Below are 25,183 nucleotides of genomic sequence, written 5' to 3'. Positions count from 1 at the left end.
CGTGTCAGCAGACGAGGATCGGCTCCTCGATCCGGCAGAAGCTGTGGCACAGGGCGGTGACGATGCGCTGCCCGCGCTCGGCGTCGAACCAGCGGTCGACGTGCGCCCAGTGATAGGGGTGCGTCATGTACGGGCCGGTCAGTCCGTCCAGGCTCGCGTACTCCTGCTCCCACACGTGCGTCCACCGCGCCGAGCCCGACGCCTCGTGTACCCGGCCGAGTTGCGACGCCCCGATCGAGGGGATGTAGTCCGCCATCGCCGCCGTCTCGGATTCGAACTGCCGTAACACCTTCGGGTCCGTCGATGGATTCACCGCGACCAGCAGTGTCCGGAACACGGTGGGTGGGGCATCGGACTTCGCGGGTCGCGGTGTCCCGGTGTGGGTCACGGAATCCACGTGCTCGACCGCTGCGGTCCACAAGCGTCGCTCGACGTCGTTCTGAGCTGCCCGCCAATCGGATTCGACGTCGAACCGGAACCGGGCGATGACGTCCCCGGCCGCGATACCGCCCGGCAGCGTGGGCCGGATCAGGGCGCTCCGGGCATGGGGCAAGACGTCGGACGCCACCCCCGACAGCACGGTCTCTCTTTCGGATTCGTCGACGCCGTCGGCGAACCTGATCAGCTTGGTGACCTCAAACACCGGCCACCGCCGCGAGATCGTCGACCGGACACGACGTGCTGCGGTTGCGGCTGAGCAGCCAGGCGTCCGCTTCGGCCCACCACTGCGCGACGCCGGGGTCGCGTCCCGCCGCCCACCGCTGCTGCCACCACGCGTCGACTCCCGTGACCGTCCACGTGACGGTCACGGTGTTCGACTGGTCGTCGAGCCACACCGGCGGACTGACGAGGGCGCGGTCGAGGGTGAGGCCGCGAGCTTCCGCGCCGGGCGCGTACCGCTCGAGGTAGGCGGAGAGGAATTCGCGGCCCCGTCCGGGCCGGACCACCATCTCGTCGACGATGTAGACGATGGCTTCCGCCGTGTGCGTCATCGGGCTCCTCTCACCACAGCAACTCGACGCCGACGCTAGGTGTGGTGTGTGCGACACCGCCACGGCCGATTCCATGCAGCGGGAGGTCCGACACCAGGAAAGCGGCCGCGGCGCGGTAGCGTTTTCCGGAACGGACATGGAGGTGACACCGATGACGCGGGTCTTTCTGGTCGACGATCACGAGATCGTGCGACGCGGGCTGGTGGATCTACTCGGCAGCGCGCCCGACCTCACGGTGGTCGGCGAGGCCGCGTCGGTGGGCGAGGCGATGGCCCGGATCCCGTCCAGCGGCGCCGACGTCGCGGTGCTCGACGTCCGGCTCCCCGACGGCAACGGCGTCGAACTGTGCCGTGACCTGCGCACCGTCCTGCCGGACCTGCGCTGCCTGATGCTCACGTCTTTCGCCGACGACGAGGCCCTGTTCGACGCCGTCATGGCCGGAGCGTCCGGGTTCGTGCTCAAGCAGATCCTCGGCACCGACCTGATCTCGGCGGTGCGGACCGTCGGCGCCGGCGGTTCGCTGCTCGACAGCCGCGCCACCGCCGCACTGATGCAGCGCATGCGCTCCGAGCGCACCGCCGACCCGCTCGCCGAACTGTCCGATCAGGAGCGAGCCGTCTTCGACCTCATCGGCCAGGGTCTGACCAACCGTGAGATCGCCGAACGGCTGTTTCTCGCCGAGAAGACGATCAAGAACTACGTCTCGCGACTGCTCGCCAAACTGGGCATGCAGCGTCGCACCCAGGCCGCGGTGCTGGCCACGGAGCTGCGGAACAAGCGATAGGCGCCTGCGGCACCCGTGCGCCTTTTTGGTAGCCGGCCCCACCACAAGTGCGCACGGGCGCGGAGCGCCTAACGCAGCGGCACCCGCCACGTCAGTTCGGTGCCGCAGCTGACACCCGGCAGCAGCGTGAAGGTACCGCCGCACTGCTCAGCGCGTCGGGCCAGGTTGTCGAGGCCGCTGCGTCGCGTGGTCTCGGGCACGCCGACGCCGTCGTCGCAGATCCGGATCGTGAGCCGGTCGGCCGCGTCGATCACGACGTCGATGGTCGTCGCATCGGCGTGCCGCAACGCGTTGCTCAGCCCCTCCCGCAGCACCGCCTCGGCGTGCGGATGGATCCGCGGCGGCACCAAGGTGTCGATCGCGCCGGTGAACTGGACGTTGGGCACCACTTCCGAGCGGGTCGTCAGGTCGCCGATCGCGTCGAGCAGGCGCCGGCGCAGGCTCGTGCTGGGCTGATCCCCCGTCGTCTGCAGGTCGAAGATCGTGGTGCGGATCTCGTGGATCATCCGGTCGAGCTGGGACACCGACTTCGTGATCGTGCCGGCCGTCGCCTCGGGCAGCGGCGCGGTCGTGTCCAGCAGCAAGCTCTGCAGGCTCATCCCGGTCGCGAACAACTGCTGGATGACGTTGTCGTGCAGGTCGCGCGCGATGCGGTCCCGGTCGGCGAGGACATCGAGCTGACGGCGACGCTGCTGCTGATCGGCGAACTCGACGGCCAGGGCCGCCGAATCGGCCATCGACCCCAGCCTCGTGATCTCGTCGGCGGCCCAACTCGCAGTTCCGGCGCGGGTCACCACGAGCATTCCGGCGACCCCCGACGTCGTCGAGAGCGGGAGCGCCGCGATCCGCACCGGTTCGTCGGCACCGAACGGCCCGATCCGGTCGTGCTCGCCGAGCAGCGCCGGGCGGCGGCCGCGGACCACGGACAGCAGGTCGGACCCGGACAGGTCGATGTGGCTGCCGGGGCGGGGACCGCCGTCGGACGACGCCGCCTCGATCGTCGCGTCGTCGTCCTCCTCCACCACGACCACGTAGGCTCCGCTGGCCGAGCACAGGTCGCGGGTGCGGGTGACCAGCAGATCGAGCGCCTCGTCGATGGACCCGCCGGACAGCAGGCGGGCGTTCGCGGACCGGAGCGCCGTCACCCAACGCTCCCGGGTTCGGGACTCCTCGAACAGATGCGCGTTGTCGATCGCGACGCCGGCCGACGTGGCCAGGGCGTCGAGGATCGTCTCGTCCTCGTCGGTGAACTCGGGGCCGGTGCGCTTCTCGGTGAGGTAGATGCTGCCGAAAACCTGGCCGCGCACGATGATCGGCATGCCCAGGAAACTGTCCATCGGGGGGTGGTTCGGCGGGAAGCCGACCGACGCCGGGTGCGCGCCCAGGTGTGAGACACGAACCGGCCGGGGGTGTTCCATCAACAGCCCCAGCAGCCCGTGCCCCTCCGGGAGGTGCCCCATCCGGGCGCGCTGCTCGGTGGTGATGCCCTCGTACACGAACTCCGACAGTCCGCCGTCCGGATCGCGGACACCGAGCGCCCCGTAGCGTGCGTCGAGCAGTGTCGTCGCCGCCTGCACGATGCGTTGCAGGATCGAATCGAGTTCCAGCCCCGCCCCGACGACCAGGACCGCCTCGAGCAGTTCCCGCAGCCGGGCCGGCGTCGCGACGCTTTCCACGAGGCGACTGCGCATGTCGGCGAGCAGTTCCTCCAGGTCGTCGAATTCCCCGAGGTCCCAGCTGCCGCTCTCCACCATGCACGCAGCATAGGCGCCCGAAACTCTCCCGAAAATTTGGTTGTGTCCGGGTGTAACGCGTTGCAGTAGGCGCCCGATGTAGGGGGTGAAGTGATCGGGAGCGGGGTCGTGGTGGCCTGCTCCCGCCTTTGACTGTCCGGCGTCGATCCTCGGGGGAGGGGGTCGGCGCCGGACTTCCCTCTAGCAGCGTCATAACCTGGGAAAACACTGCTGTCACGGGGTGCGTCGACCTGTCGCGGTTCGTAATTCGGTCACTCGGCACGTTCGATTCGCGGGACGAGTTGTTCCGCGCGTACGGGCAGACCCTTCCCCGGGCCGTGCGCGTGGTGCTGGAACCGGCCTTCGGTCGCTGGGGAGCATGGTGACGTCGGGCCTGAAGAACTGAACCGGCCGGTAGGTGTCGTTCGCACTACAATCCCGCGAATGAGATCTCGCGCACAAGATCTGAGCCCCGTCGCGATTCGGGAACGGATCCTCGACGCCGCAGAAGCCTGCCTGGTGGAGTCCGGGTACGGCACGCGACTGCACGCGGTGATCTCCGAGCGGGCCGGCCTGTCCCGGCCGACGGTCTACAAGTACGTGGGCGATCAGGCCGAGATCTTCGAGGCGCTGTTCCAGCGGGAGATCACCCGGTTCTTCACGCTGTTGACGCCCGTGCTCCGGGACAGCGAGCGGCTGGATACCGGGCTCACCGACTGCGTCGTCTTCGCTGTCGGCTATGCGCGCCGCCACATGTTGCTCCAGAAGGGACTCCGCGACGACCCGGAGGTCGTGCTGCCATGGTTCACGGTGCGGGCCCGACCGTTCGTCGAGCGCGGCACCGACTACCTCGCCCCCCTGTTCGAACGACTGATGACCGCCGAGCAGCTCGCCACCATCGATCCGCGCGCGGTGTGTGAGTGGGCCTTCCGGTTGGTGACCTCGTTCATCACGACCGGGGGCGTGATCGACACGACGGACGAGACTGCGCTGCGCGCCTTCGTGGCCGGACTGCTGTCGCTCGGCGTGGTCCCCGCACCCGTCGACCAGATGGTGTGACTACTTCGCGACCGTGAGGAGGAACGCGACGTCCTCGAGCGCCTCCACGCTGTGCCGCGTCGGGGGAATGATGAGCAGGTCGCCCGTCGATCCCTTCCACGAGTCCTCGCCGGAGATGAGCGCGAGCTTGCCGCTGAGCACCAGGAGCGTCGCCTCGCCCGGGCTGTCGTGCTCGGCCAGCGACTTCCCGGCGCTCAGCGCGATGACGGTCTGGCGTAGATGCCGCTGGTGACCGCCGTGCACGGTCTGCGAGCTGCGGCCACTCGACGACGTGGCCGCCAGCTTGAGCTGCTGGCGGGCGAGCGCGGTCAGCGAGGTCTTGTCCATCACATGTCACTCCCGGGACGGCAGGGGCGGTGGTTCCCGCAGTATGACCCACCCGGGGGCGAATGGTCCGGACATCGACCTAACGGTTCGGCCACCGTCCCGGTCCGGTCAGCCCCGCACGTATGTCAGGAACCGGTAGCGCAGCCCGGACTTCTCGGAGATGTGCCAGTCGCCCTCGTCCCCGATCACCCACTCGTTCCCGATCGTCGGGGCGAAGGCATCGCCCTCGATGTCGGCGTCGATCTCGGTCACCGACAGCAGGTCCGCGAACGGCATTGCTGCTGTGTAGATCTGGCTGCCGCCCATCACCCAGGCGGTGTCGCCGGCGACCTCGAGCGCCTGTTCGATCCCGTGTGCGGTCCGGGCGCCGTCGGCACTCCATCCGTCCTGGCGGGTGACGACGATGTTGGTGCGGCCGGCCAGCGGACGGAACTTCGGGGGCAGCGATTCCCACGTCAACCGGCCCATCACCACGGGATGACCCATGGTCGTGTCCTTGAACCGGGCCATGTCCTCCGGGACCCGCCACGGGATCGTGTTGTCGCGTCCGATCACGCCCGACGTCGTCTGGGCCCAGATCAGGCCGATCATCAGACGGCCACCGGTGCCTTGATCGCCGGATGGTGCCGGTAGTCGACGATCTCGACGTCCTCGAAGGTGTAGTCGAAGATCGAGTCGCGCTTGTTCAGCTTCAGCGTCGGATAGGGGAGCGGCTCCCGGGAGAGCTGCTCGGTGACCTGGTCGACGTGGTTGTCGTAGATGTGGCAGTCGCCACCGGTCCAGATGAAGTCGCCCACCTCGAGGTCGGCCTGCTGCGCCACCATGTGGGTGAGCAGCGCGTAGCTCGCGATGTTGAACGGCACACCGAGGAACAGGTCCGCGCTGCGCTGGTACAGCTGGCAGCTGAGCTTGCCGTCGGCGACGTAGAACTGGAAGAACGCGTGGCACGGCTGCAGCGCCATGGCGTCGAGGTCGGCCACGTTCCACGCCGAGACGATGATCCGCCGCGAGTCCGGATTGGTCTTCAGCGTCTCGACGACCTTGGTGATCTGGTCGATGTGCTCGCCCGACGGCGTCGGCCACGACCGCCACTGCACGCCGTACACCGGGCCCAGCTCGCCGTCCGCGTCCGCCCACTCGTCCCAGATGGTGACGCCGTGCTCCTGCAGCCACTTGACGTTCGACTCGCCGCGCAGGAACCACAGCAGCTCGTAGACGATGGACTTGAGGTGCACCTTCTTGGTGGTGATCAGCGGGAACCCCTCGGCGAGATCCCAGCGCATCTGATGCCCGAAGACGCTGCGCGTCCCGGTTCCGGTGCGGTCCGCCTTGGCAGTTCCGGTGTCCATGACCAGGCGCAGGAGATCTTCGTAGGGGGAGTGCACGGGGGTCAGTCTAGGCGGCTGCGCCACCCGTGCGCCTTTCCGGTGGTGGGTGCTACCGGAAAGGCGCACGGGCGATAGCCTGCGCCCATGCGTGAGCTTCTCGTGATCGGCATCGGCGCCGGCGACCCCGACCAGGTGACGATCCAGGCCGTCAAGGCGATGAACCGGGCCGACGTGTTCTTCGTCATCGGCAAGGGCGACGAGAAGCAGGAACTGGTGGACCTGCGGACCAGCATCCTCGCCGAGCACATGGACCGCGAGTACCGGATCGTCGACATCCTCGACCCGCCGCGGGACCGGACGCCGTCCGACTACACCGGTGTCGTCGACGACTGGCACGACCGCCGGGCCCAGGTGTTCGAGGAGAAGTTCGCGGCCGAGGACGGTGTCGGCGCGATCCTCGTGTGGGGTGACCCGTCGCTGTACGACAGCACACTGCGCATCGTCGAGCGCGTCCTGGCCCGCGGCAACGTCGCGTTCGACTACACGGTGATCCCCGGCGTCACGAGCATCCAGGCGCTCGCCGCGCAGCACCGGATCGTGCTCAACCGGATCGGCGAGCCGCTGCACGTCACCACCGGCAGGAAGCTGCGCGACGGCCTACCGGACGGCGTCGGCACGGCCGTCGTGATGCTCGACGCGGAATGCAGCTTCACCCACGTCCCGGACGAGGATGCCGAGATCTGGTGGGGCGCGTACCTGGGATTGCCGGACGAGGTGCTGATCTCCGGCAAGCTCCGCGAGGTCGAGGACGAGATCGTCCGCGTCCGCGCCGAACTGCGGGAGCGCAAGGGCTGGATCATGGACATCTATCTGATCAGGCGCTGACGCGCCCGTGCGTCTTTTCGGTGGTCGGAGCTACCGAAAAGGCGCACGGGCGGCGGAGCCGCCTTACGCTGGCCCCATGCCCGAACTGCCCGAGGTGGAGGCCCTGGCCCAGTTCCTGCGCGACCATGCCGTGGGTGCTGTCGTGGGACGCGTCGACGTGGCCGCGTTGAGTGTGCTCAAGACGTTCGATCCGCCGATCACCTCGCTGCAGGGCCGCAACGTCACCGGGGCGGACCGGTTCGGCAAGCACCTCGCGCTGGACTGCGACGGGCTGTGGCTCATCGCGCACCTGTCCCGCGGCGGCTGGCTGCGCTGGATCGACAACCCCGGTTCGGCGCCGCCGAAACCCGGCAAGGGGCCGCTGGCGGTGCGCGTGCACTTCTTCACCCCCGACGGCGAGACCCCCGCCTTCGACCTCACCGAGGCCGGCACCAAGAAGCGGCTCGCGGTGTGGGTGGTGACGGACCCGCTGCTCGTCCCGGGAATCGCGCGACTCGGGCCGGACGCGCTCGAGGTGACCCGCCCACAGTTCGGCGAGATCCTCGCCGGCACCACGTCCCGGATCAAGACGGCGCTCGTGGACCAGTCGCTGCTGGCCGGAATCGGCAACGCCTACTCCGACGAGATCCTGCACGCGGCCCGGCTGTCCCCGTTCGCGACGACGTCGAAGCTGGCGCCCGACGAGGTGGACCGGTTGTACGACGCGATGCGCGCGGAGCTGTCCGACGCCGTCGAACGTTCGGTGGGGCAGGAGGCGGCCCGGCTCAAGGGCGAGAAGCGCGCCGGGATGACGGTGCACGCGCGGACCGGGATGCCGTGCCCGGTGTGCGGCGACACGGTGCGGGAGGTGGCGTACGCCGAGCGGTCGTTCCAGTACTGCCCGACGTGCCAGACCGGTGGCAGGATCCTCGCCGACCGGCGGATGTCACGGCTGTTGAAGTAGCGGGTCCCGGCGGCCGAACACCCAGCCGCGCAGCGCCACGAATCGCAGCCCTCCGACCACTCCACTCACCGCGATCACGAGCGCGATCGACACGAGATCGGTGGCGTCGGGAAGGAAGAAGTGCAGCGCGGCCAGCACGAGCGAGCTGATCACGAGGCCGAGCAGCGCGAGCGCGCCGCCTTCCCATTGAGCGGCGAACCACGGCACCCGGTCGGCGGCACGGAAGGTGCGGCGGCGGTGCAATTCGTTGGCGAGCACCGTGCTGGTCGCGACGCCCACGGCGTTCGCCAGGAACGTTCCGTAGGCGTCGAGGACGACGAACGACAGCGCGTACAGGACGTTGCTCGATCCGCCGACGAGTGCGAACCGAGTGAGCTGCGCGGCCCAGCCGTCACCGCCCAGACGCAGTTCGCGCATCGCCATCGAGGTCTCCCAAAGCCTGAGATTTGGTTGCAACTCGCAACGGTAACCCATTCGAGATCTAGTGACGGTGCCGGTATCCGAGCCATGCCTCCCGGCGGCGGCGCGCCGGGTCGCACTCCACCCGACAGACCTCGTCGATGATCAAGGTATCGCGGTGCTCGGACGAGTACCGCGGCCACGAGTCCAGCGGGCGGCCGGAGTGGGCGAACTCGAGCCAGTGGCGCTGCATCGTTTCGGTGACCGCGCGCAGTCCTTTGCGCCCGCCCAGCGCGGTCAGCGTTCCGACGCCCACTCCTCGCCGGCCGAAGACCGCGAACAGTTCCGTCGCGTGCGTCGCACCCAGACCGGCCAGGTGCGACAGGCGCGGCGCGAAGTCGTACCGGTACATGTAGGTCTCCGTGTGCCGGGTGTGCGCGTGTGCGCAGCGCAGCGACGGCTCCCAGAACACGACGTCCCCGCCGAGGTCGGCGGCCGCCCACCGCCGCGGATAGCCGGGGTAGGCGGCCGTCACGCGCGCCGCGATCGCCGGGTCGGTGCCCTCGAACATCTTCTCGATCCGGGTGCGGTCGGTCGGCAGGATGTCGAGCATCCGCGGAAAGATGCGCCCCTCCTGGGCGTTGGTACCGATGATCAGGGGGACCCGGTGTTCGGTACCCGCCTCGAACGCGTCGAGGGGATGGTCGGGCAGCACTGCGCCGTCGGCGACGGGCGCGAACGGGCGGACACCGGGAACCTCGTCGGCGCCTCGCGCGCTGAGCGTCGCGGCGGTCCGGACGAGTGCTTCGGGCGACGCCGTCGTCAGGTAGTGGGCCGCGTCCGCCCGTGACACGCCCGCCAGGTCCAGGAACTCCCGCGCCCACAGCCCTGCCAGTTCGGTGCCGTTGGACGTTGCGGGCGGCGGGCTCTGCGCGATCGCGCGGGCGAACAGGCCCCGCGCCGCCGGCGTGCACATCAGGGTGACGACGGCGTCCGCTCCCGCCGACTCGCCGAACAGTGTCACGTTCGACGGGTCCCCGCCGAAGGCCGCGATGTTCCGCTGCACCCATTCGAGCGCGGCGATCTGGTCACGCAGGCCGAGATTGACATCGAAAGTGTGTTCCGGTGTGGAGAACTCGCGGAAGTCGAGGTAGCCGAGCGCTCCGAGCCGGTAGCCGAGCGAGACGAACACGACGTCGCCGCGGCGGACGAGGGACGCCCCGCTGTACATCGGTGCCGCGGACGTCCCGGCCGTGTGTGCCCCGCCGTGGATGTAGACCATGACGGGGCGTGGGTCGGCGCTCGGTTCGGCCTGCCGGAGGACGTTGAGTGTGAGGCAGTCCTCGCTGCCACGGCGACGCCGCTGGGGGGCCGGCGGGCCGAACGAGAGGGCATCGCGAACGCCCGCCCACGGCGAGACCGGTCGGGGCGCGCGCAGCCGCAGTGGTCCGACCGGGGGTGCGGCGTAAGGGATTCCACGCCACGACAACAGATCCGCGAGGCGCCTGCCGCGGACGGTTCCGTCCGCATACGTGACAGCCGCGTGGTCGTCGCTCACGAAAGCCGTTCGGCTTCGGCCGTGCCCTCGCCGAGATAGCCGCGGTAACCGGACCAGGCGAGGCGCCGGTCCCGATTGGGGTCCCGCTCTACGCGGGTGGGGACGTCGAATATCAGGGTGCGCCGGTTCTCGGCGTCGTACCGGGGCCACCACGGCTCCGGAACACCGCCCCGGGCGAACGAGATCCAGTTCTCCTGGACCCGATCGGTGACCGTCCGCAGTCCGCGTCGACCACCGTAGGCCGTCAGCGCCCGACCGGCCGCGGACTCGCCGTAGCCGAACACCGCGAACAACTCGAACGCGTGCGTGGCACCGAGGCCGAGGCGATGCAGCAGACGCGGCGCGTAGTCGAACCGGTAGCTGTAGGTGGGGGCGTGCGCCGAATGCGCGTCGGCGATGTCGACCGACGGCTTCCAGAACGTGAGGTCGCCGCCGAGGTCGATCGCCGCGGCCACTCCCGGATAGCCGAGGTACGCGGCGACCACACGATCGCGGGCGGCGGGATCGGTGAGGGCGAACATCGCGTCGATGCGGGCCGCGTCGGTGGGCAGACCGTCCATCACCTTGGGGAACAAAGTGCCCTCGCGGGCGTTGGTGCCGATGATCAACGGCACGGGATGCGCGGTGCCGTCGGTGAACGCCTGCAACGGGGCGACGGGCAGGAAGTCGCCGTCCACGACGGGCCCGAACGGGTGCAGCCCGGGTGTCTCCGCGAGCACTTTCGCACCCAATCGTCCGGCCGCCTTGCCGAGTTCGGCTGGGGTGGCCGCGTCGAGAGCACGGGTCGCGTCGGCCGGGTCGTCGCAGCCGAGCAGCGGCAGGAACTGCCGGGCCCACGTCCGCGCGCGAGTGGCGTCGCCCACCAGGACGGGCGCGGAACTCTGGGAGATCGCGCGGGCGAACAGGCCCCGCGCCGCGGGGGTCGCCAGCAGGGTCGTCACCGAAGTGCCGCCCGCGGACTCCCCGAACAGCGTGACGTTGTCCGGGTCACCGCCGAACGCCGCGATGTTGCGTTGGATCCACTGCAGCGCGGCGACCTGGTCGCGGAGACCGAGGTTGGCGTCGATGGGACGCTCGGGAGTCGAGAACTCGGTGAAGTCGAGATAGCCGAGGGCGCCCAGGCGATAGTTCAGCGACACGTAGACGACATCGCCGCGGCGCGCCAGGCGGTCGCCCCGGTAGATGCCCATCGCGGTGGTGCCGAGAACGAACGCGCCGCCGTGCACGAACACCATCACCGGCCGGAGCTCCGCACTCGGTGCGGCGGGCGCGACGATGTTGAGCGTCAGGCAGTCCTCGGAGATCGGCTGGTACTTGCCCGGTCGCAGCGTCGTGCCCATTCGGGACTGGGGGGCGGCGTTGCCGAACTCGGTGGCATCGCGGACCCCGGCCCAGGGCTGCACCGGGTGCGGTGCCCGCAGCCGCAGCGGCCCCACCGGCGCAGCAGCGAACGGAATCCCGCGCCAGGTCGACAGATCGCCCATCCGCAGCCCCCGGACGACGCCGTCGGAGGTGGTCACGTCGAGACTCGGCCTCATGTTCGCGACTATACGGCGGCGGGACGCCGCGGCCGGGCGGGTCGCGAGCGGTGTCGTCAGGCGAGTGCGCAGCGCTCCGGCCCGCCACGGGTCAGCGGGATCCCGGTCGTCGTGACCATGTCGTACGCTGCCTGCCCGATGCGTCCAGCGGTGGAGACGCGACCGTCCGGCCCGAGCAGCCTCGCCGGACGCGTGGCCCAGCGCATCGCCGCCCACACGATGTCGGTCTGCTCCGACAGGAGCCGATGCTCGTCCGGACCCACCTCGGACTCGGACCAGCGCACCGCGAGCCGCCCGGACGAAAAGGCCTTCCCATGCTCGCCGGACCGACTCCACTCGTCGTCCACGTGCCGGGAACGCAGGAGTTGGACGAGCGCCCGCCCCGTCAGCGCCGGGGTGATCTCGACGTCCGCGTCCGGCTCGACGTCGCCGGGCGGCGCCGCTGCGAAGGGCATCAGCAGAAACGCCTGAACGGGCCCACACTCGAATGCCTGCTCGAGATTTCGGTGCAGGTGAACCGGGTGTAGTCCGGCCGGGCCCGGCGGGCTGCAGAGCCAGGCGGCGCGGGGTGCCGCATCCGCGATTGCGCGGCCGACGCGCACCTCGTCCTCGGGTGACAGCCAGATCGCCGTCGTCTTGGTGCGAGATCCCTTGTAGGCCATGGTGACAGCATTTCATCGCACGCGGCGAGGTGTCGAAGGCCTGGCGGCTGTCGGTGCCCAACCTTATGCTCGGCACGCGAGCAAGCATCGGTAGCTAGGAGGAATCCGGTATGGGGACATGGGGTTCGGGACCGTTCGAGAACGACGGAGCGGGTGATCTGCTCGCCGGGCTGCGAGCTGGTGACTTCGTCATCGACGACTTCACGAGTCACGTCGACGAGGAGTACCTCGAGGCGGACGACGCGCAGGCGGCGATCGCTTACGCGGAGATCGTGGCGGTGGGCCGCGGAATCGAGTCGGCGTCCCCACATCTCGACGGGATCGACGCGGCGGCTTTCTGCGCGTCGCTGACACCCGAACAACACGCGTGGATCCTCACCACACTCGAACGTGCGATCGCGGACAGCGACACCTCGGAGCTGCACGAGCTGTGGGCCGAGAACGGCCCCGAGGATCTCGAGGAGTGGCGTGCCCCGGTCGCGCGCAGGCTGGAGAGCCTCCGAGCACTGGGCTGACCCCCGGCAGCTCGCGGCCCGCCGCTCAGCGGGCCCGGAGGAACTGCCCGGTCCGCCGAGTGCCCAGGGCCTCGGCGGATCGGTCAGTTTCGGTTCGCCATTGCGTGTCGTGCTCAGATGACGATCTGCTTGCGCATGGTCTTGCCGGTCGCGTTGCGCGGCAGCGGTTCCCCGGAGAGGCGCCAGCGCGTGGGCACCTTGAAGTAGGAGAGGCGCTCGGCCGCGAACTCCCGGAGTTCGTCCTCGGTGACCGTGGCGCCCGGTCGCAGCACGACCACCGCGGCAACCTCCTGTCCGAGGTCGGGGTGGTCGACGCCGATCACCGCGCACTCGGCGACGTCCGGATGCTCGTCGAGGCACTGCTCGATCTCCACCGGGTACACGTTCTCGCCGCCGCGCAGGATCAGGTCGGAGCGGCGGCCGGTGAGCCGGACCATGCCGTTCTCGATGACGCCGAAGTCGCCGGTGTGCAGCCAGCGGTCCTTGCGGATCGCGTCGGACGTCGCGGCGTCGTTCTCCCAGTAGCCGAGCATCACGTACGGGCTGCGCACACAGATCTCGCCCTCGGTGCCGTCGGGGACCGGATCGCCGAACGGGTCGCGCACCTCGACGCTGACGCCGAGGATCGGGCGGCCCAGGGTACCCGGGAAGGCCTGCAGGTCCATCGGGGTCGCGACCGAGATCGCGGTGCTGCATTCGGTGAGCCCGTAGCTGTCGACGAGTGCGTTGGTCGCGAACGGCAACTTTTCGCGCAGGCGCTGCTGGAAGCCGGGGGACGACGGCGCCGACGCGAGCGCGAACGCGGTGAGCGACGACGTGTCGTAGCGCGAGACATCCTCGTGCTCGAGCAGGCGCCCGGCCATCGTCGGGACCGCGCCCCAGTTGGTGACCTTCTCCCGCTCGATGAGCCGCAGCACGCGGTCGGCGTCGAACGAGCCCTGGTAGAGCACCACCGCGCTGCCGGTCGCCAGTCGTGGCACGACGAGGTTGTGGAGGCTCGCGATGTGGAACAGCGGCGAGGTGAGCAGGTACCGGAGGTCGCTGGGGCCGTCGCTCGGCGCCGCGCCCGAGAACGCTGCCAGGAGGGCGTCGCTGTAGCGGTGGTAGTCGATGACGGCCAGCAGGTTCCGCTGCGAGTGCACCGCACCCTTCGGCCGCCCACTGGTGCCGGACGTGTAGAGGATCACCGCCGGATCGTCTTCGGCGACAGTGGTTGTCGGAAGCTCTGCACCGGCGAACTCCTTGACGAGACGGGGCAGGTCGTCCTCCATCGTCAGGACCGGGACGTCGAGGTCGAGGTCGTCGAGCAGGGCAGCGCGCTTGGCGTCGACGATCAGCACGGACGGGCGGGTGTGCTCCACGCCGTACTCGATCTCGCGGGGCACCCACCACGCGTTGAATCCGACCGCGATCGCGCCGAGCGCCTGCGCGGCCCAGAACGATTCGACCCACTCGGGGGTATTGGCGGCGAGAATGCCGACCCGGTCGCCCTTGCCGACGCCGTACCGGTCGCGCAGTGCGGTCGCGAGTGCGGCGACGTCACGCAGATGGTCGGCGTAACTGATCCGCCGGTCCTCGGTGACCAGGTAGTCGCGGTCGCCGTAGGCGGCGGACGCGGCGAGGACGTCGCCCAGCGCCTTGTCGCGGTTCTTCATCACCGGCATGGTCGTGCCGAGGACGTCCTCCTGGACGAATTCGAAACGGCCACCCGGGCCGGTCAGCCCGGCCATGACCGATGCGATGTAGGCCTGGGGGTCGACAGACTGGGTCACGGATGGATCCTTTCGACGAACGACTCTCGAGTGACGTGCGTCATAGTCGAGGGTGTCCGATTTCCTGTCAAGGGAGGTCTCGGTGAGTGGAGTCGGAATCGGGCGCGTCCTCGACCAGGACTGCCGATCGGGTGGCGCCCGGGTCGATCAGTGCGCGGAAAACCCGGTGCCGCGGGCCGCCGCCGGCCGGATCAGGGTGCGAGGGCGGCGTTGTGAGCCGTGGGCAGTGCCCCGAGGAGATAGTGCCCGTCGGCCGAATCGAGTGGGACCACGCCTCCCACCGCGGACACCGCGGGGTGCGCGGTGACGGTGGGGCCGGCGGCGAGCATCCACGCGAGATTGTTCTCGTCGTGGCGTGGCCGGTACTGCAGACCGTCGATGTCCGGGTTCGCGGCGAGGACGGCGGCGGCCCAGCGACGCGTGGCGAGATAGCCGGAGGGGTCGCACTTGGTGAGCCACACATCGGCGTTGAGTCGCGCCGCGCTGGTGCCGGTCAGGTCTGCGACGCGCACCGGCCGGGTCGTACGCAGCTCACTCAGCACCCGGCCGCGGACCTGGATGCGCGGAATCAGCCTGGGGGACAGGTCGACCGGAAGGTTGCGGCACAGCGTTTCCGCTACTGCCGCCGCCGGGCTGTCGCCGACGTAGAGATACGCGTACGAGCCGTCGAGGCTGTCGAAGCGGCCCCCGGTGCGCACGCGCGGTCTCGGCGTCGGGTTGAGGTCGGCGGCGCCGCGAGTGGCGCTGTGGATCCGCCACGCCGACGTGTCGGCGGGCACCGTCGTGATCAGGGCGGCCGGCAGCGCGGCCGGTGGGTCGGGGTACACGGGGGTCAGTCGGCGACGAGGTCGCCGGACATGTCCCGTAGATCCTGGTCGTGTCCGCCGGCGACGGCGAGGTCGGCGGGGGAGCGGGGATCGTCGGCGAAGGCCGTCGGGTTCAGCCACCACGAAGCTGCGCCCCACGGATCTTCCTTGGCGCCGATGATGCGGTTGATCTCGGCGACGATCGGGCGCACCTCACGTCGCTCGGTGTCGAATTGGAAGGCGGGGAAGAGCTTGTGCCCGGCTGCGGGGAGCGCGATGACGCTGCCGGACGACGCGAGGCGGCTCGCGGTATTGCGGCTGGTGGCGGCCCTGCCCAGTGCGCGGCTGACGGCAGTGGAGTCGAGCATCTCGTGCTCCTCCACGAGCGAGCGCAATGCGGAGGACGCGATGCGGGTGCGGGCGACGGCCGCGGCGGCGGGATTGGCCACGGCACGTTCGTGTTGCAGCGCCAGTGCCGGCCCCATCGCCAGCAGTGCGGTGACGTCGTCGCGCACCGGGCGCAGGTTGGGGCGCCGGGAGAACTCCTCGGACAGCAGTTCCAGCAGGTCTTGATCCGACAATGCGTGGATCGTGTCGCGGGCACGGTCTCGGTCGACGAGCATGGTCGCACCTCCAAATGTGCCACAAGTGTACCGCGTACCGATCGTGTCAGCCAGGCTCGGTTCACGGCCCTCGTGCCGGGGTGGGTCGTGCCACCGGTGTGCTCGTCGCCACGGCATGATCGGGGGCATGGAGAAGGCGGACGCCGTGGGCGACATCGTCCGAACGGCCTACTCGGCCCGGTCGCGGGAGTACATCGACCTCTTCGGCTCGATGACGTCGACCCACCCGTCCGATCGGGCCCTCGTGGGCAACTGGGCCCAGACGCTCAGCGGTCCCGTGCTCGATGCAGGTTGCGGGCCGGGGCAGTGGACGGACTTCCTGACCGGGTGCGGATCGGCGGCCGCAGGCATCGACCTCGTTCCGGAGTTCGTCCGCCGCGCACGGACGCGGTATCCACACCTCTCGTTCGCCCACGGCAGCTTCGAAACACTGGACGCCGCCGACGAATCGCTCGGTGGAATCCTCGCCTGGTATTCGCTGATCCACCACCGGCCGCAGGACGTCCGGATCCCTCTCACCGAGTTTGCGCGCGTGATCCGGCCGGGCGGAGGACTGCTGGTGGGGTTCTTCGAAGGGCCGGCAGTGGAGCCCTTCGACCATGCCGCCACGACGGCTTATCGATGGCCGACAGCCGATCTCGAACGGGAGCTGGTCGTGGCCGGTTTCGAGGTGATCGAGACGCACACGCGGACCTCGAGTGGGCAGCGCCCGCACGGTGCGATCGTCGCGCGGCGGCGGAGTGCGCCCCGCTCACGGGGTGACGATGGCGAAGGCCGGAGAAGGTTCGTCGAGTAAGCCGAACAGCCGCCGCAGCGCCGTCTCGTCGCCGTCGGTGGTGACGGCGTCCAGGTCACCGCCGGCGAGCAGGCCGAGCAGTTGTGATTTGGTCAGTGTCAGTGACAGATCCACCTTCGTTGCGACGCTGCGCGGGTCGCGGGTGCGGATGAGTGCGCCGTTGGACAGCATGGTCCGTATCGTGAGGTCCGGCTCGGTGAAATGCCAGTCGATGCACAGCGATTCGCCGGCCGCTCGGAGACCGTCGACACGGATGGCGAGAGTGTCGAAGAGTTGTTCGACACTGAGTGCGGCCGCCATGCCACCGCCGAGGTCGAGCTCGGGGGCGGTGATTCCTTCGCGAAGTTCCTTCGCCCCGGTGAGATAGAACCCCCGCCACGTGGCATTCTCCGAGCCGTGTCCCAGCCGCGTGTAGACCTCGGCCAGAGCTTCTCGCGCGGGCGCGTGGTCGGGATCGGCGAACACGGCGTGTTTGAGCAGTTCGGCAGCGAAGCGCAGGTCTCCCTCGTCGGAGAATCGTCGGCCGTGCTCGACCACCGCGTCGATGCCGCCGATGACCTGAACGTAGCGATGGGCAAGCGCTGTGGGTGGGTGTTGCCACAGGGAGCTGGGGTGGCCGTCGAACCAGCCGAGATAGCGCTGGTAGATGGCTTTGACGTTGTGGCTGACCGAGCCGTAATATCCGCGCGCATGCCAGGCCTCCTCGAGCGCGGGAGGAAGGGTCATCTCTTCGGCGATCTCGACACCGGTCATGCCCTGGTTCATCCTCCGCACCGTCTGATCGTGCAGATAGATGTAGAGATCACGTTGCTGGGACACGAACCGGACGAGATTGTCCGTGCCCCAGGTGGGCCAGTGGTGGGAGGCGAAGACCACATCCGATGCGTCGGCGAAGAGCTCGATTGCCTCGTCGAGATAGTGGGACCACATCCGGGGATCGCGTACCTGCGCGCCGCGCAACGTCAGCAGATTGTGCAGGGTGTGAGTGGCGTTCTCGGCCATACACAGCGCGCGATGGCGCGGGAAGTGGAAGTTCATCTCCGAGGGCGCCTCGGTACCCGGAGTGATCTGGAAGACGATCGGGACGCCGTCGAGAGTTTCGGTCTGGCCGGTGTAGGTCACGTCGAGTGTCGGCGCGAGCAGGCTGACCTGACCGGTCGAACCCTGCAGGCCCAGCCCGGCACCGACATGGCCCTGCGGCCCCACCGGCAAGGTCACGCCGTACATGTAGTTGCCGCGCCGGTTCATTGCGATACCGGCATAGACGTTTTCCGAGACGGCCTCGGCCATGAATCCGGCCGGAGCCAGGATCGGCACGTCGCCGGCACCGTCGGGAAGGACGCCGAGCACACCGCCGAAGTGGTCCCCGTGGGAATGGGTGTAGATGACACCGGTAACCGGGCGCTCGCCGCGATGCTTGCGGTAGAGAGCCAAACCTGCGGCGGCGCACTCGACGCTGACGAGCGGATCGATCACGATGACACCGGTGTCGCCTTCGACCAGGGTCATGTTCGACAGATCGAAGCCGCGGATCTGATATATCCCCTCCACCACTTCGAAAAGACCGTTCTTGACGCAGAGGCGACTCTGGCGGAACAAGCCCGGGTCCACGGTGTCGGGACAGTCCCCGTCGAGGAATTCGTACCCCGACAGATCGAACACGATCCGCCCCTCGGCGTCGGTGATCTTCAACGGCTCGAGGGTTGCTACGAACCCACGCTCCGCATCGTCGAAGTCGGATCGGTCGGAAAAATCTGGCGCCATCGGAACTCCTCGCTCGCCGAAGCCAAGTGCTTCAGGCATTCTGCGCACGCACGGGTCCCCTGTGTCTCATCCGAAAGGGGTGAGATCAGGACGATCCGATGATGCCCGAAGCAGTGGGTGGGATCCGGCGAGCAGGTTCCGGGCGCCGGTCAGCTCGCGGACTTCAGTACACCCGCGAGGCCGAGGAGGACGAGACTTCCGAAAGCCCAGCTGACGAAGCCGGCAATGTTCTCCGCGGGCGTGAACTCGGATAAGGAACCCATGGTTACTCCTTCGCGTGATCGTGGCTGAGCGGCGATTCTGCCCCATGCCGAAACCGCCGCGACACCGGCCCCGACTACAACGCGAAGCTGTCGCAATCGAGCAAACGCTCGTCCTGCGGCCGCGACAGCGACATCCAGCACGCACGCTCCCTGCGTCCCATCAGGGCGAGTCGACACCGGAAGCGGGCGAGAGCGAGGACCCTGGCGGGCTGTCTGCTCATGGTTTCCTCCCTAGCTGACGAAGATGGTTCGATCCGGACAATCGAAGCTTTGTACGTCGGGTGCGAATGCACGACCGGACAATTACCCGTTCCCATACCTGGGTGTGCGTGCGTAGGTGCCGGGTTCGATGCTCCCGCGTCCCCGTCCGGGTCTATCGATCGCGCCGGGCCTCGAGCAGCCGTAGCCACACCTCGCTCACCGTCGGGTACGACGGGACCGCGTGCCAGAGGCTCTCGAGTGGCACCTTGCCGACGACGGCGACGGTAGCGGCGTGCACCAGTTCCGCGACACCCGAGCCGACGAACGTCGCGCCGACGACCGTGTCGGTCGCACGGTCGATCACCAGCGACGCCCGCCCGGAGTAGTCGTCGCGAGACAGTGCGGCACCCGCGACATCGATGTCGACGGTGACCACTTCGGTATCCAATCCGTCTGCACGGGCTTGACTTTCGGTGCGTCCGACGGCTGCGACCTCGGGGGTCGTGAACACCACTTGCGGCACCTGGCCGTGGTCGGCCGACGCGACGAAGCGGGGACCGTCCAGTGGCCGGCCCTCGGCACGGGCGGCGATGACGTCGCCGCACACCCGGGCCTGGTACTTGCCCATGTGGGTGAGCAGCGCCCGGCCGTTGACGTCGCCGACGGCGTACAGCCACTCACCGTCCACCCCGGTGACGGTGAGATGGTCGTCGACACCGACGTAGCCGTGGTCGGGGAGTCCGAACAGATCCAGGCCGAGCCCGGTGGTCGCAGGTGTCCGACCCGTCGCCACGAGTAGCTCGTCGACGGTCAACTCCGAATCGGAACCGTCACCGCTGACCGTGAGGGTGACCGGGCCGCCGTGGATGCGGCCCACTCCGGTGTCGGCGGCGCCCGGGCGGGACGCGGTCTGCAGCGAGGTGCCGAAGCGCACGTTCACACCGTGCTTGCGCAGCTTCTCGGCGACGAGTTCACCCGCGAACGGCTCGGTCCGTTCGAGCAACGCCGAGCCGCGGACCAGGAGCGTCACCTCATCGGCGCCGAGTTCGTGCATCCACGTGGCAGCCTCACACGCCACCACGCCGCCACCGACGACCGCGAGGCGCGCGGGCACCTCGCGGACGTTGGTGGCGTCCCGCGAAGTCCACGGAAGTGCGTCCCGCAGACCCGGTAGATCCGGCACACTCGCCCTGGTGCCGGTCGCGAGAACCACCGCGTGGCGGGCCCGCAGCACGCGGTCGCCCACCGTCACCTCCCGTACCCCGGTGATGCGTGCGGTGCCGCGGATCACGTCGATGCCGACCGAATCCGCCCACAACACCTGCGACGAGTCGTCGAGATTGTGGGTGAACCCGTCCCGTCGTGCGAGTACGGCCTCGGTGTCGAGGCCGTACGCGTTGACCTTCTCCTCCACTCCCGGCATGTGCCGGGCGGTGCCGAGCACCTCGACGGGTCTGAGCAGTGCCTTCGACGGCATACACGCCCAGTACGAGCATTCGCCGCCCACCAACTCGTGTTCGACGAGTGCCGCGGTGCGGTCGCTTCCGGCGATGGCGTAGGCCGCGGCGTTCTCCCCGGCCGGTCCGCCTCCGATGACGATGACGTCGAAATCTTCGGGAGCCATGGACCCACGGTAGGCCGGGGAGAACGGTTTCGCGCTACTTCCGGTCGGCGTCAGCGGGGAGAGCGCCGCTCGAACAGGCGGTTCGCCCAGACGTACCCGAACAGGCCGATCCCGACGATCCACGCCGCAGCGAGCGCACCGTTCGCGTCGATCGGCGTGCCCAGGAGCAGGCCGCGCAGCGTCTCGATGACCGGGCTGAACGGTTGGTACTCGGCGAACCAGCGCACCGCGGTGGGCATCGAGTCGGTGGGTACGAAACCGCTGCCCAGGAAGGGCAGCAGGATGAGGAACATCGGCAGATTGCTCGCCGTCTCGACGCTCCGCGAGACCAGTCCCAGCGCCACGGACAGCCACGTGATCGCCAGTGTGAAGGCCGCGAGCAGGCCGAAGGCGGCGATCCACTCGGCCGCGGTCGCAGTGGGCCGGAATCCGACGAGGACGGCGACGCCGGTCACCACCGCCAGGCTGAGCATCGTCTGGAGCAGGCTGCCGACGACGTGCCCGGTGAGTACCGAGGCGCGGGAGATCGACATGGTCCGGAACCGGGCGATGATTCCCTCCGTCATGTCCGTCGCGACCGAGATCGCCGTTCCCTGAGCGGAACTCGCTACGGTCATCAACAGGATGCCGGGCGTCACGTAGTCCACGTATGCCCCACGCCCGCCGCCCGGGTCGCCCAGTCCTGCACCGAGAGTGCCGCCGAAGACGTAGACGAACAGCAGCAGGAGCACGACGGGCATCCCGATCAGCATCACCGTCATCGACGGGTACCGGATCATGTGCCGCAGATTGCGCCGCAACATCGTGGCGGAATCGGTCACGGCGTAGGAGAGAGTGGTCATCGCGATACCTCCGTAGGGGAGTCGGATCGGGCGGTGAGGGCGAAGAACACGTCGTCGAGGTCGGGAGTGTGGATCGAGAGGTCGGCGACCTCGATGGCCTCGGCGTCCAGTCGGTCGAGAATCGACCGCAGCGACGGGATGCTGCCGTCTCCCGGCACCTGCAGCGTCAGGGTCTCGTCGTCGGGAGCGGACCCGGCGAGAGAGTGTGCAGCCGAACGGAGTTCGTCGACGTCGGCGAAGCGCAGGCGGACATGTCCGCCAGGTACGAGTTGCTTGAGATCGGCCGGCGTGCCGTCGGCGACCAATCGGCCCTGGTCCAGCAGCGCGATGCGATCGGCCAACTGGTCGGCCTCCTCGAGGTACTGGGTGGTGAGGAAGATCGTGACGCCGTCCGCGACGAGTTCGCGCACGATGTCCCACATGGTCCTGCGACTGCGCGGGTCCAGTCCGGTCGTCGGCTCGTCCAGGAAGATGATGCGCGGACGTCCGACGAGCGTCATCGCGAGATCGAGTCGGCGCCGCATGCCACCCGAGTAGCTCGCGGCCGGCTTCGACGCCGCCTCGGTGAGATCGAACCGCTCGAGCAGTTCGGCGGTGCGGTGGCGCTCGCTGCGCCGATCGAGGTGGTGGAGATCCGCCATGAGCGCGAGGTTCTCGGCGCCGGTCAGAAGACCGTCCACCGCCGAGAACTGGCCGGTGACACCGATCGCGGACCTGATCGCGTCGGGGTGGCGGCTCAGGTCGTGGCCCGCGACCCACACCTCACCGGCGTCGGGCCGGACCAGCGTGGACAAGATGTTCACGACCGTCGTCTTGCCGGCACCGTTGGGGCCGAGCAGGGAGAAGATGGTGCCCTCGGCGATGTCGAGATCGATGCCGTCGAGTACCACCTTGTCCCCGAAGGACTTCCGAAGTGATCGAACTCGAACTGCTGATGCTGTGGAGACCGTGGATGTCATATTTCCGCCTTCGAGTTGTGGTCCGCGCCCGGTCAGGGGCGGCGAACGGTGATGTCCCCGAAACTCGTCCGGGCCCGCAGTTCGACCCGTTCCTCGGTCGCTGAGGGGCCGGAGGCCTCGGTGAGAAGGTTGTGGACCTTGCCGAACGAGGTGTGCGCGTCGACGCGCGCGGCGGTGCCTTCGCGGATTCCGGCCTCGACCGCACCATTGCCGGTGCGCAGCGACACGACGCCGCGGGTCACCTCGCCGATCCGGACCTCGCCGTTCGCAGTCGCCGCATCTACGTCGCCCCCGGCGCTACCGACGACGACGTCGCCGTTCGCGGTCTTGACCCGTAGATTCCCGGCGACCGAGCCGATCCTGTTGTGGCCGTTGGAGTTCTCGACCAGAGCGTTTCCGCCGATGTGGGCGACCTCGATCCGGCCCGAACCGGTCGACAGATCGGCGGCGCCGCCGACGGATTCGACCGAGATGGCGCCGGCGCCCGTGTGCACGATCAGATCGCCGGTGCCGTCGAGGCGGATGTCGCCGGTCGCGGACTTCAGTCGGCAGTTACCGAGTCGGCCGGTGGAGCGGAAGCCGCCGACGGAGGCGTCGGACTCCACCGCCGAGTCGGTCGGCAGGTCGACGGTGATGTCGATCGACCCGACCTTGCCCCAGACGCCGAGCACGCGGGGCCGGGGTGCCTTGACGACCAGTCGTCCGGCGGCGAACTCGACGCGCGTCTGTTCGGCCGCGCGCACGTCCTGTTCGCGGTGTGGATCGCTGGGGTGGACCTCCACGACCGTGTCGTCCCGGTCGGAGGCGGTGACGGCGACGTCGCCGACCACGAGCGAGATCGCGGCCGAGATCGGTTCGGGGGTGCTGAAAGTGGGCATCGTGATCCTCGTTGTGTGATGGGGGCGGCGCTGTCGCGTGCTCAGTGGACCCAGCCGGTGAAGCGGTCGCCGCCCGTGGTGGCGCGACGCTCGGGACGACGTGCGCCGCCGCCGTCCTCGAGCCCTGCCGCGGCCGAGCGGACGAGCCACGCGTTGACCGACATTCCGGCGACGCGGGCAGCGTCCTCGACGCGGTCCTTGAGCTCCTGCGGCAACCGGAGGTTGATTCGAGTCATCGGGCCCTCGTCGACGTCGGGGCCCCGGGGCGGGGGTTCCGTGCCGGCCGTTTCCCCGGTGTCGTCGGCGGGTTCACCGGGCGGCGGAGTGACGACGAAGCTCGGCTCCCGACCCCGCAGTCGGAGATCGACCGAGCCGGGCGCGAGGTCGCGGGTGATCTCACCGGCCGCCGCGGACAGTGCGTCGAGCAGTGCCAGACGCACCGCCGAGTCGAGCGGAGCGGTCAGTCGCTCCGCGAGGGCGCGAGCGTCGGGGCCCGCGGCCTCGGCAGCGACTGCGAGGTCGTGCTGAAGGGCGCTGACGTACGGATCCAAGTTCATGGCACCACTATGGCATCACTGTGGTGCCATGTAAATGGGTTTCATGAAATTGATGGTGCCAAGACGGCGCAAAGTGGTGCCATCTGTCACCAGGAGCGCGCCGTGAGTCCTCGCTTTCCGAGTTCGGCGATGGCCAGTTCACGGAGTCGGTCGGAATCTCCGAAGTGCTGCGGATCCACTCCCACCAGCGACAACGTGTACGTCTTGCCGTGTGAGCAGAGGTAGCCCGAGAGGCGCGTGGTCGTCGACGCCGGTCGGTGCCGGGACAGTCCCGGATGCACCGCGCGGGTCGCGACGCCGGTGGTGCGATAGGGGCCCAGCGATGCCAAGGAGCCGGGCAACCGGCCGATGTTCGAGCACAGTGCGTCGCGCTCCCCGGCCCCGACGGTCAGCCTGTTCGCGATGCGGTCGGGCAGGATCTGCGTGATCTCCTCGGGAAAGCCCGACGGAGCGCCCATCGGTGGCCGAGCGAACGCCGCTCTGCTCAGCCGGCGGATATCGGACAGCGAATCAGTGGGGCGCACAACGACTTCGGTGATGACCATCGCGTTGTCGACGGCGTCGGAATTGCGGGTGTCGACCGGCACACTGACGTGCAACGGCATCGGGACGCCGGCCGCGTCGGCGATCGCGGTGACGAGCGCGATGAACAGGCTGTTCGCAGTCCCGCCGTCCGCCGCGGCGGACGCGTCCCACGCCGCGGCGTCGACGTCGACTATCGCGGTCGACGTTCCGGTGGTGAGGTGTGCGCCGCCGGGCCGACGGTCGGCGGCCGCGACCTCACGGAACTCGCGCAGTTCGCGGCGCCTGTCCGCGCTGAACAGCAGACCGAGGGAGGCAGTCGCGCCGTCGGCGAGCACGGAGCCCACGGTGCGCAGCGCGTCGCCCACATCGGACGTCCGGGCGGGGGCCGGAGGCGGGGATCCGCCGGTGAGCGCGGTGGCCGCCGCCGACACGAGTCCGCGCGCGTCGGCGACCACGTGGGAGCACACCAACGAGATCGCAGTTCCGCCGTCGGCGGTGGGCGCCGCGGCGAGCGCCCACGCGGGGCCGTGCTCGGGATCGACGTCGACGTCGGCGCACGCGTCCGCCCACGCCACCACGTCGTCCACCGGGTACGTCTCGTAGCGCAGCGGATGGGTGGCGGTGCTCGCCTCCCAGCGCATGCGGGCCCCCGGTACCCGGGGGCGGACCACTCGGCGGCCGAGAGCGCCGCGGGAAAGCGCCGCGTGCACCGCTTCGAGCGCCCGGACGTCCACCGCGTCGGCGGTGCGCCACACGCCCTGCATCACGATCGGCAAGCCGTAACCGTGGTGCCTGCGTAGGAAGATCTCGTCCACCATGGTCAGCCGGTCCATGAGACCGGACGTTACCG

At 69.2% G+C, this 25,183-nt stretch carries 27 protein-coding genes; 6 read left to right on the top strand and 21 right to left on the bottom strand.

Features of this window, described 5'->3' with window-relative positions; genetic code table 11:
• Positions 1-4 precede the first annotated feature (4 nt).
• Entirely contained in the window at positions 5-643 is a 639-nt protein-coding gene (locus A6I89_RS06985; RefSeq protein WP_022594490.1) for a Dabb family protein, read from the bottom strand.
• Positions 636-992, bottom strand: a complete 357-nt coding sequence (locus tag A6I89_RS06980; protein WP_022594491.1) for a hypothetical protein — start codon at positions 990-992, stop codon at positions 636-638. The genes A6I89_RS06985 and A6I89_RS06980 overlap by 8 nt, the downstream gene beginning before the upstream one ends.
• 151 nt (positions 993-1,143) lie before the next feature.
• On the opposite strand from A6I89_RS06980, the gene A6I89_RS06975 reads away from it, so the two are divergent.
• Entirely contained in the window at positions 1,144-1,776 is a 633-nt protein-coding gene (locus A6I89_RS06975; protein WP_022594492.1) for a response regulator, read from the top strand.
• A gap of 68 nt (positions 1,777-1,844) precedes the next feature.
• Here the strand turns inward: A6I89_RS06975 and A6I89_RS06970 are convergent, their stop codons facing one another.
• On the bottom strand, positions 1,845-3,530 hold the full coding sequence (locus A6I89_RS06970; protein WP_005514892.1) for a sensor histidine kinase: 1,686 nt from the start codon (positions 3,528-3,530) through the stop codon (positions 1,845-1,847).
• 423 nt (positions 3,531-3,953) lie between these two features.
• Between A6I89_RS06970 and A6I89_RS06965 the strand changes: the two genes are divergently transcribed.
• A complete protein-coding gene (locus tag A6I89_RS06965; protein ID WP_005514890.1) occupies positions 3,954-4,568 on the top strand; it encodes a TetR/AcrR family transcriptional regulator in 615 nt (204 codons plus the stop codon).
• On the opposite strand, the gene A6I89_RS06960 is transcribed toward A6I89_RS06965, so the two are convergent.
• The 3 genes from A6I89_RS06960 to A6I89_RS06950 form a co-directional block, all read right to left on the bottom strand.
• Entirely contained in the window at positions 4,569-4,895 is a 327-nt protein-coding gene (locus A6I89_RS06960; RefSeq protein ID WP_022594495.1) for a cupin domain-containing protein, read from the bottom strand. It abuts the gene before it with no gap.
• Between the two features lie 108 nt (positions 4,896-5,003).
• Positions 5,004-5,486 carry a dihydrofolate reductase gene (locus A6I89_RS06955; RefSeq protein ID WP_022594497.1) on the bottom strand — a complete coding sequence of 161 codons (483 nt, stop codon included), beginning with the start codon at positions 5,484-5,486 and terminating at the stop codon, positions 5,004-5,006.
• A complete protein-coding gene (locus A6I89_RS06950; RefSeq protein ID WP_022594499.1) occupies positions 5,486-6,244 on the bottom strand; it encodes a thymidylate synthase in 759 nt (252 codons plus the stop codon). Before A6I89_RS06950 ends, A6I89_RS06955 begins: the two co-directional genes overlap by 1 nt.
• A 123-nt stretch (positions 6,245-6,367) precedes the next feature.
• On the opposite strand from A6I89_RS06950, the gene cobF reads away from it, so the two are divergent.
• Positions 6,368-7,108 carry a precorrin-6A synthase (deacetylating) gene (gene cobF, locus A6I89_RS06945; protein ID WP_022594501.1) on the top strand — a complete coding sequence of 247 codons (741 nt, stop codon included), beginning with the start codon at positions 6,368-6,370 and terminating at the stop codon, positions 7,106-7,108.
• Positions 7,109-7,184: 76 nt separating this feature from the next.
• Positions 7,185-8,051 (top strand): Fpg/Nei family DNA glycosylase, encoded by an 867-nt coding sequence (locus tag A6I89_RS06940; protein WP_022594502.1) that lies wholly within the window; start codon positions 7,185-7,187, stop codon positions 8,049-8,051.
• On the opposite strand, the gene A6I89_RS06935 is transcribed toward A6I89_RS06940, so the two are convergent.
• Genes A6I89_RS06935 through A6I89_RS06920 form a run of 4 tightly spaced genes read right to left on the bottom strand, consistent with a single transcriptional unit; the run spans position 8,034 to position 12,208 of the window.
• The gene (locus A6I89_RS06935; RefSeq protein WP_013415148.1) at positions 8,034-8,474 is read right to left on the bottom strand and encodes a GtrA family protein; all 441 of its coding nucleotides are present in this window, start codon (positions 8,472-8,474) and stop codon (positions 8,034-8,036) included. The genes A6I89_RS06940 and A6I89_RS06935 overlap by 18 nt on opposite strands.
• Positions 8,475-8,532: 58 nt before the next feature.
• Positions 8,533-10,008, bottom strand: coding sequence for a carboxylesterase/lipase family protein (locus A6I89_RS06930; RefSeq protein WP_022594503.1), 1,476 nt, complete (start codon positions 10,006-10,008; stop codon positions 8,533-8,535).
• Complete coding sequence (locus tag A6I89_RS06925; protein WP_044990596.1) at positions 10,005-11,546, bottom strand: carboxylesterase/lipase family protein; 1,542 nt, start codon at positions 11,544-11,546, stop codon at positions 10,005-10,007. Before A6I89_RS06925 ends, A6I89_RS06930 begins: the two co-directional genes overlap by 4 nt.
• 56 nt (positions 11,547-11,602) lie before the next feature.
• The gene (locus A6I89_RS06920) at positions 11,603-12,208 is read right to left on the bottom strand and encodes a hypothetical protein (protein ID WP_022594505.1); all 606 of its coding nucleotides are present in this window, start codon (positions 12,206-12,208) and stop codon (positions 11,603-11,605) included.
• A 110-nt stretch (positions 12,209-12,318) separates the two neighbouring features.
• Between A6I89_RS06920 and A6I89_RS06915 the strand changes: the two genes are divergently transcribed.
• A complete protein-coding gene (locus tag A6I89_RS06915; RefSeq protein WP_013415152.1) occupies positions 12,319-12,723 on the top strand; it encodes a DUF4259 domain-containing protein in 405 nt (134 codons plus the stop codon).
• A 113-nt stretch (positions 12,724-12,836) separates the two neighbouring features.
• Here the strand turns inward: A6I89_RS06915 and casG are convergent, their stop codons facing one another.
• The 3 genes from casG to A6I89_RS06900 form a co-directional block, all read right to left on the bottom strand.
• Positions 12,837-14,495, bottom strand: coding sequence for a steroid-24-oyl-CoA synthetase (casG, locus tag A6I89_RS06910; protein WP_005514873.1), 1,659 nt, complete (start codon positions 14,493-14,495; stop codon positions 12,837-12,839).
• Positions 14,496-14,686: 191 nt separating this feature from the next.
• Positions 14,687-15,322 carry an RES family NAD+ phosphorylase gene (locus tag A6I89_RS06905; RefSeq protein ID WP_022594506.1) on the bottom strand — a complete coding sequence of 212 codons (636 nt, stop codon included), beginning with the start codon at positions 15,320-15,322 and terminating at the stop codon, positions 14,687-14,689.
• A gap of 5 nt (positions 15,323-15,327) precedes the next feature.
• The gene (locus tag A6I89_RS06900) at positions 15,328-15,924 is read right to left on the bottom strand and encodes a hypothetical protein (RefSeq protein ID WP_022594508.1); all 597 of its coding nucleotides are present in this window, start codon (positions 15,922-15,924) and stop codon (positions 15,328-15,330) included.
• Between the two features lie 115 nt (positions 15,925-16,039).
• Between A6I89_RS06900 and A6I89_RS06895 the strand changes: the two genes are divergently transcribed.
• Complete coding sequence (locus A6I89_RS06895) at positions 16,040-16,720, top strand: class I SAM-dependent methyltransferase (protein WP_044990598.1); 681 nt, start codon at positions 16,040-16,042, stop codon at positions 16,718-16,720.
• Here the strand turns inward: A6I89_RS06895 and A6I89_RS06890 are convergent.
• The 8 genes from A6I89_RS06890 to A6I89_RS06860 all read right to left on the bottom strand — a co-directional run bounded on the left by A6I89_RS06890 (position 16,676) and on the right by A6I89_RS06860 (position 25,166).
• Entirely contained in the window at positions 16,676-18,484 is a 1,809-nt protein-coding gene (locus A6I89_RS06890; RefSeq protein WP_022594512.1) for an alkyl/aryl-sulfatase, read from the bottom strand. The two genes, A6I89_RS06895 and A6I89_RS06890, sit on opposite strands and share 45 nt — an antisense overlap.
• A gap of 337 nt (positions 18,485-18,821) precedes the next feature.
• Positions 18,822-18,968 (bottom strand): hypothetical protein, encoded by a 147-nt coding sequence (locus A6I89_RS24590; RefSeq protein WP_005514868.1) that lies wholly within the window; start codon positions 18,966-18,968, stop codon positions 18,822-18,824.
• Between the two features lie 152 nt (positions 18,969-19,120).
• Positions 19,121-20,572 (bottom strand): dihydrolipoyl dehydrogenase family protein, encoded by a 1,452-nt coding sequence (locus A6I89_RS06885; RefSeq protein WP_022594514.1) that lies wholly within the window; start codon positions 20,570-20,572, stop codon positions 19,121-19,123.
• A 50-nt stretch (positions 20,573-20,622) separates the two neighbouring features.
• A complete protein-coding gene (locus A6I89_RS06880; RefSeq protein ID WP_022594515.1) occupies positions 20,623-21,414 on the bottom strand; it encodes an ABC transporter permease in 792 nt (263 codons plus the stop codon).
• Positions 21,411-22,373: a daunorubicin resistance protein DrrA family ABC transporter ATP-binding protein gene (locus A6I89_RS06875; protein WP_044990599.1), complete on the bottom strand. Its 963-nt coding sequence runs from the start codon at positions 22,371-22,373 to the stop codon at positions 21,411-21,413. Before A6I89_RS06875 ends, A6I89_RS06880 begins: the two co-directional genes overlap by 4 nt.
• 32 nt (positions 22,374-22,405) lie before the next feature.
• Positions 22,406-23,251, bottom strand: coding sequence for a DUF4097 family beta strand repeat-containing protein (locus tag A6I89_RS06870; protein ID WP_022594517.1), 846 nt, complete (start codon positions 23,249-23,251; stop codon positions 22,406-22,408).
• 41 nt (positions 23,252-23,292) lie between these two features.
• A complete protein-coding gene (locus A6I89_RS06865; RefSeq protein WP_005514863.1) occupies positions 23,293-23,808 on the bottom strand; it encodes a hypothetical protein in 516 nt (171 codons plus the stop codon).
• Positions 23,809-23,894: 86 nt separating this feature from the next.
• The gene (locus A6I89_RS06860) at positions 23,895-25,166 is read right to left on the bottom strand and encodes a hypothetical protein (protein ID WP_022594518.1); all 1,272 of its coding nucleotides are present in this window, start codon (positions 25,164-25,166) and stop codon (positions 23,895-23,897) included.
• Positions 25,167-25,183: the final 17 nt, after the last annotated feature.

Origin of the sequence: Prescottella equi, assembly GCF_002094305.1 — a bacterium.
Classification (GTDB): Bacteria; Actinomycetota; Actinomycetes; order Mycobacteriales; family Mycobacteriaceae; genus Prescottella; species Prescottella equi.
The sequence above is the reverse complement of the archived record's forward strand: the minus strand, read 5'-3'. Positions and strand labels throughout refer to the sequence as shown.